Source organism: Erwinia sp. (assembly GCF_031978025.1).
GTDB lineage: Bacteria > Pseudomonadota > Gammaproteobacteria > Enterobacterales > Enterobacteriaceae > Erwinia.
On the sequence record NZ_DALZCD010000243.1, the window covers coordinates 1 to 6,671 of the forward strand.

The following is a 6,671-nucleotide window of genomic DNA, read 5'->3' on the forward strand; positions in this document are numbered from 1 at the left end:
CCGTTGGGCAAGGCTTTCTTTTTACCCCGGAACAAAATGAGGTTTCTCAGCGTGTCTCTGGCGACCGGCTCAATATATTTAGTGATTAACCAGGCCACAAGGTACAGCGCAGCCACCACAGCTATCGGCATAAAGACCATCACGTAATCATTGCTGATATGACGCTCCAGCTTCCTTAACGTAGCAATCAGCATGTTTTCATGCAGCAGGTAGATGGTGTAACTGATAAACCCGGTAAGCGTCAGGAATTTTCCTGATAGCAGGCGTTCCAGCAAACGGCTGTAAAAGCTGACGATGAAAAGTGCCAGCATCAGCAGCAGCGGTAAAACAACGATATAACCGTTATTTTTGATGTAGTAGCTGAAGTTAATCAGCACGGCCACCAGCACCAGTGCGTAATGGAATTTGGCATCGCGCTGATGCAGCCGTTCATACACCAGACAACCGATCATAAACCACGAATAGTGGATAAAGCCGAACTTGGACACAAAATCCGCAATGGCCGGATGACCGATCATTTTAAAGACGGAAGCGCCCGCCACCAGAAACATCGGCACCAGCAGGGATGGCAGACAGTATTTTCTGCCCAGCGTAAAATAGACGGCGCCAATAAAGATATAAAACGCGGCCTCAACATAGAGTGACCAGAACGATCCTTCCAGCGGTTTGAAGGTAATGCCGGTCAAATACTGCAGTATCTCCGGACTGATAAACGTCAGGCCCGGAATGGCGTTGGCCGGATGCGGCACGCCGAGCGGTCTTTCGCTAAAAAAACTGGCCGTGGCGAAGATCAGCAGCGTCACGATCAGCATGGCCGGGAAAAGCCGCAGCCAGCGCTTAAACATAAAATTAACAAAGCTTTTTGATTTATCCAGGGTCATAAAAATAACGAACCCGGAAATCATAAAGAACAACGGTACGCCCAGATAGCCCCAGGCAAATAAAGGAAAATCTTTGGTAAATGAAACGTACCCCAGATATTCAGGCCATCTGGCCCAGGCATGAAAGCCGATAACCAGCAGTATTGCCAGTCCCCGCATTCCATCCAGGTGTTTTATACGCGTTTCCATGGTGACCCCTGCTAGCCTAAAAAAGCAAAAGCGGCAACATAGCACTCATAAACAACACTTAACACATGGGAGGAGTCTTAGAAAAAGCGCCGCAACAAAAGCTGACCATCGGACTTACGGATACTTACAAAAATAACCTTAACTTTAAATAGCTTACGAAAATGGCCTCAGGCCAGTTTGGGTTAGGGCGCGACGGCAGAAAGTTCTGAAAAGTCCCGCCTGCCCAGGCTGAACAAAGAGCCTGCCGCCTGACCCAGGCCGTTTAAAAATCATTAAAAAACCCTTTCCGCCCTGTAATACAATGATTAGGAAAGCCCTTCAAACGCCGCTCTGTCAGTTACCCTCTTTTATTCCGGCCCGCCCGATCATGGCGAAAGTCCTAAAGCCAAACGCTGCAACAAAACTGTCATATTGCTGACATAGGCTGACACTACACTTTTCGAGGCAATAAAATCATCACAGGTAATCCCATGGCAACGATTAAGGCAAGAAATTACAGGGACGCTGAAGAGATGCTGCAGTCTGGTATCAGCAAGGTTGAACTGGCCTATGACATTGACAGCGATGACTTTTTTCGATTCGCAAGCCACTGGTGCGATCGCGGCGCGAAGATCTCCCGTGGCAACGAGCACTTTGTTGTTTCCCTGAAAGGGTTACACATTCCGCCTAACAAGTAATACGTCGCGCTTTTGCTATCGGCACGCTAACCTGTTTAAATCCTGTTTTTGACTGTCAAACAGGGAAAAAGATGGGTGCCGATTGCAATCGTTCGCAGCCTGGTGAACCGGATACTGCACCGGCTACAGACCTTTTTTTCAACACAATCCGGCATTCTCCTCTGGCGGGCCATCCTGACGTGCTGCTGGTACAGGCCCGCTACGATGCGGATTTTTACCGTGATTCTCTGTTCGCCGATTATCGCCTGCCCTTCCCTGAGCATCTGAACAGAGCCGTGACGAAACGCCGGGCGGAATACCTCGTCAGCCGCGTTTGCGTACGGGCAGCGCTGCGCCAGTTTGGCGTGGCCGATTTCCTGCTGGTTAACGATGCCGATCGTGCACCCGTCTGGCCAGAGGGGATCGCAGGTTCCCTGTCGCATACTCGCGCCTGCATCACTCTTCTGCTGACCAGTACGGCGGCAGGAAAGCTTCCCGGCGTGGATTGTGAAGAGATTATGCGGCCAGAGGCGGCGGAAGAGATGCGCGATATGATTATTAACGAGCGTGAATACAGCCTGTTGCAGCGCAGCGGCGTGCCTTTCGCAACCTCACTTACCGCCGCTTTTTCTCTGAAAGAGAGTCTGTATAAGGCGCTGTTCCCGTTTTTTCGGCAGTTCATGCACTTTAACGATGCGGAAATCATCGACTGCCGTGCCGGACTGACTCACGTCACGCTGCGGCTGAACCGGGGCTTATCCTGCCTTCCCGTTGGCACGCTTTTTACCGGCTGCGTGGTGCTGGATAAAGAGTGGCTGACCAGCTGGGTTATCCTTCCCCACCCTTCGTCCGGCACGGGCGTCCCGCTGCATCAATAACAATCAGGTACCGGTACTTTTTACCGCATCCAGCGTTGCCCGGTCGCGAGCTTCCCCGGTCAGCTCGCTTAGTTTACCTTCGCGCATTTCCAGCAGCCTGTCAGCGTGCAGAAAGTAATGATCGTCGTGGCTGATGGCAAAAACGGTTTTGCCCATCTCTTTCAGCCAGGGCAACAGCTCACGGTAGAAGATGCGACGGAAATGCGGATCCTGATCGGCGGCCCACTCATCCAGCAGTAAAATATCGCGCTGTTCCGCCGTGGCAAGCAGCATCGCCAGCCGCTTGCTCTGCCCTTTTGACAGCTTCAGGTTAAGCACGCGATTCCCTTCAAGCTGGAGTTTGTCCTGCATCTGCAGCCGCTCCAGCCACAGCTGTACCTGAGCCGGATCGGCAGGCTCGCCGCGGGCGTCGATCAGGCGGTCAAACAGATGGACATCCGTAAAGACGGCAGAAAAGAGGCGCCGGTAATCCGCGCTCTCTGTTGCCGTTACCGGCACGCCGTCCAGCAGAATTTGGCCGGATACCGGCTGATAAAGCCCGGTCAGCAGCATCGCCAGGGTGGATTTGCCGCTGCCGTTACCGCCGATCAGGAAGACCAGCTCGCCGCGCTTCAGCGTCATGTTAATCGGGCCGACGGCAAAGCTGCCGTCACCATAATGAAATACCACATCGCGCAGCGCCAGGGTTTGCCATGCGCGCGCCGGGGCAGGCTGCTCAAAACTTTCCTGATAATCAGCCAGCCTGAAGGTATGGAGTTTGTTAAAAGCTACCTGGGCACTCAACAGCGTCGGCAACGCACCAACGGCAGAAAGCAGCGGCGTACGCAGGAACAGCAACGTTAACGAATAGGTTGCCGCCACTGCCGTATCGGCCCAGCCGAGGCCGTTAGCCATAAAGAAGACCAGCCCGATAGCGCCCAACATCATGATATTTGACCAGTTGACCGCGCTAAGATGGAAGGTGTCGGCGCGAACAATATGGTGGCGGTAAGCGCGAGCGTCTTCCTGATAAACCGTTTCGTATATTTGCTGCGCACGCTGGCGGTTAAGCGCCAGCTCTTTACGTCCTTCAATAATGGTCTGATAGTCGGCGTAGAGCGAGTCCTCAAGTCCCCGTAGCTTCGCCAGGTGACGATAGACTCGGGAAACCAGTAGCCAGCCCCCCACGATAGTGATGACCAGCCAGAGCGCGGTGATTAGCAGCATCTTCGGCGACAGCCAGGCCAGCCAGGCGGCCGACCCCAGAGTCAGGATCACGCCCTGAATCAGTTCGGGCAGGCGCACAAAGGCAAGCGTGATGCTACGCACGTCGCTGGTCAGGGCGGCCAGTAGCTGGGCGCTGCCTATCTGCTCGATCCGTTCGATCTGCGTGTCCAGGATGCGGCGAATAAATTCACCGCGCAGTCGATACACAAAATGGTGACCAAGCAGGGTCAGCGCCAGCTGAGAGGCCAGCGTGACCGCCATCAGCAGCAGCAACAGGCCCAGAAAAGAGGGCAGCAGCCAGGCGCCGGCGTTCAGCGAAACAATCAGTTCGCGGTTAATAAAGGCAATCAGCCCGATACCGAGCGCGGCGCTTAGCAGACTGAGGCCAATAACCAGCACGAAGGGCCAGCGATACTGGCGGTAAACGACGCGAAGTAACTCCATCACACTATCCCGTTATTCTGAGCAGCCTGCAGTTTAATGAGAAGCGGGACGATAGCAATAATAATTCTCGTTTACCGAAAAGCGCGGCGGAAGGTCAGGTTGTAGCGAAACGCGCCGGTCGCCGGATGGCTGCCCGCTTTTAGCGGCAGGATGCCATGATAGCGCAGACGCGACGGTCCGCCCCACACCACCACATCGCCATGTTCCAACAGAACACGCTGTACCGCGTCGCCGCGCTCAAAACCGCCAAACTGAAAAACGGCGGGCAACCCAAGCGAAACCGATACGATTGGCTGGCGCATATCCTGCTCGTCTTTGTCCTGATGCAGGCTGAGCTTCGCCGCCGGCGCGTAGCGGTTGATCAGGCAGGCATCGGGATGAAAATGGGGAAAACCAGCCTCTTGCGCACAGGCTACTGCCAGCTGACGGAAGCGATCCGGCATGGCGGGCCAGCGCTGCCCGCTAACGCTGTCATATTCGCTGTACTGATAGCCGCGCGAGTCCGTCGACCAGCCAAAATCGCCGCAGTTGGTCATGGCCACCGACATGCGATGTCCGCCAGGCGTAATGCGGTGATGAAAAGGATTCTGCGCGGCTATCTCATCAACCAGCCTTAGCAGCGTTTCGGCTTCGTCCCGCACGCGCCTGCGCAAGATAGCGGCCCCTTCCGCCAGCGGCTCCAGCCAGGGCGCTTCTTCACTAAATAAATCCAGCATAATGGCTCCTTAGCGGGTCGCTGCCCCAGGACAGGCCCGTTATTGCTCGTCGGGTTGTAGGAAGGCGCTGAACTGCGGCGACATCCAGCTGCTGAAACCGTTGCCCTGCTTAACGATCAGGTAAACCGCCAGCTGTTCACGCAGCGCCAGCGCCTTCGCCTGTTCTTCGCCAAGCACCATCAGGCCGGTATCCCAGCCGTCCGCTTCCAATGCGGTGGTCGCAATCACCGTGGCGGAAACCAGCTTGTGCTGGATCGGCGCACCGGTGCCAGGATCGATGACGTGCGAGATGCGCTTACCGTTCAGCTCATAATAGTTGCGATAGCTGCCAGAAGTGCTGATGCCGTGTCCCTGCAGATCGACAACCGCCTGTACCGCATTTTCTTTATCGGTAGGTTTTTGGATAGCGACTTTCCAGGCCTTGCCCTCGGCATTTTTGCCACGGGTCAGGACCGCCCCGCCGACGGAGACCAGATAGTTATTGATCCCCTCCTTTTCCAGCAGTCGGGCCAGGTGATCAGTGGCAAATCCTTCCCCCATCGTGGAAAGATCGACATAAAGATCCGGCAGATCCTTTTGCAGATAGGCGCCTTCACTGCGCTGAATCACGCGCAGATGCTGCAGTCCGGTCAGCGCGCGCGCCGCCGCAATCTGCGCCTGCGTCGGTATGGTGGTCGGCTGTTTGGTCGGGCCGAATCCCCAAAGGTTAACCAGCGGCCCGACGGTAATATCCATTTTCCCCTGTGTTTTCTGACCGATGCGCAGCGCCAGGGTGATAATGTCCGCCATATCGTCGCCGATCGGCTGCGGATCGCTCCCGCGATACTGATTAAAGCGCGAAAGCACCGAATCGGCTTTCCAGGTAGACAGCTGCCGATCGTCATTATCCAGCTGCTGCTGCACCGCTTTTTGCAGATTTTTTTTCAGGCTCGGGTTCACGTTGGCAAGGCTTACCCTCCAGAATGTTCCCATAGTGCGTCCTTCCAGCACCAGCGCTGAAGCACCAACGGTTTCACGATGACTGTCGCAGCCGGAAAGCAGGATAAATGCTGCCATAACAGGATAGTACAGCCATTTCTTCTTCATATTACGCAAATTTCCCTGCAATAGTTTTGGTCCTGAAAGCGTGAAAATGCAGCATGGCGCCGGACCAGGCGGGGTTGATCTTCTTACGGATGCTACTCAGTATACTCATTGAACCCACTTTACCGCGGCGCTTTGCCGCAATAATGGAGGTCTTTATGATCTACTTTCTGCTGCCTTTCGTCTGTCTCGGGCTGATTATCTTTTCAGGCTACAAGCATTACAAGCAGACGCATACCAGACAGCTCAATCGTCCACGTTTTCGCTGAGAAAGTGTTCAGGGAAGTGCGATAGCCCAAGAAAACAGTGAGCGATAAGTGCAGGGAACAGCGAAGCGATAGCACAGGGAACAACGAGCAACAGCGTAGGGAACGGCGAAGCGATAGCACAGGGAACAGCGAGCAACAGCGCAGGGAACGGCGAAGCGAAGCGATAAGAAACGGGAGCGCATGGCGCGCTCCCGCAGAAATCAGAACTGGTAGACTAAGCCCAGCGCCACAACGTCATCCGTGTTGATGCCCGCAGCGTCGGTAAAGTTGTTGTCATCCAGCAGGTTGATCTGGTAGTCAACATAGGTAGACATGTTTTTGTTGAAGTAGTAAGTCGCGCCCACATCGA

The 6,671-nt window shown here is 54.8% G+C and carries 7 protein-coding genes; 2 read left to right on the forward strand and 5 right to left on the reverse strand.

Features of this window, described 5'->3' with window-relative positions; translation table 11 throughout:
* Window positions 1–1,070 (reverse strand): acyltransferase (locus RTK32_RS17015; protein ID WP_312046047.1); only part of this gene is annotated, 1,070 nt, incomplete at its 3' end.
* Window positions 1,071–1,540: 470 nt separating this feature from the next.
* On the opposite strand from RTK32_RS17015, the gene RTK32_RS17020 reads away from it, so the two are divergent.
* Both RTK32_RS17020 and RTK32_RS17025 read left to right on the forward strand, forming a co-directional pair.
* A complete protein-coding gene (locus tag RTK32_RS17020) occupies window positions 1,541–1,747 on the forward strand; it encodes a hypothetical protein (protein WP_312046048.1) in 207 nt (68 codons plus the stop codon).
* Between the two features lie 71 nt (window positions 1,748–1,818).
* Entirely contained in the window at window positions 1,819–2,604 is a 786-nt protein-coding gene (locus tag RTK32_RS17025; protein WP_312046050.1) for a 4'-phosphopantetheinyl transferase superfamily protein, read from the forward strand.
* A gap of 3 nt (window positions 2,605–2,607) precedes the next feature.
* Here the strand turns inward: RTK32_RS17025 and RTK32_RS17030 are convergent, their stop codons facing one another.
* From RTK32_RS17030 to RTK32_RS17045, 4 genes are all read right to left on the reverse strand, one after another.
* Window positions 2,608–4,254, reverse strand: a complete 1,647-nt coding sequence (locus RTK32_RS17030) for a multidrug ABC transporter permease/ATP-binding protein (protein ID WP_312046052.1) — start codon at window positions 4,252–4,254, stop codon at window positions 2,608–2,610.
* A 71-nt stretch (window positions 4,255–4,325) separates the two neighbouring features.
* Entirely contained in the window at window positions 4,326–4,970 is a 645-nt protein-coding gene (gene alkB / locus RTK32_RS17035) for a DNA oxidative demethylase AlkB (protein ID WP_312046054.1), read from the reverse strand.
* A gap of 39 nt (window positions 4,971–5,009) precedes the next feature.
* Window positions 5,010–6,056, reverse strand: coding sequence for an FAD:protein FMN transferase ApbE (gene apbE / locus RTK32_RS17040; RefSeq protein WP_312046056.1), 1,047 nt, complete (start codon window positions 6,054–6,056; stop codon window positions 5,010–5,012).
* 466 nt (window positions 6,057–6,522) lie between these two features.
* Window positions 6,523–6,671, reverse strand: a 149-nt coding sequence (locus RTK32_RS17045) for a porin (protein ID WP_312046058.1), incomplete at its 5' end; no start/stop codon positions are given.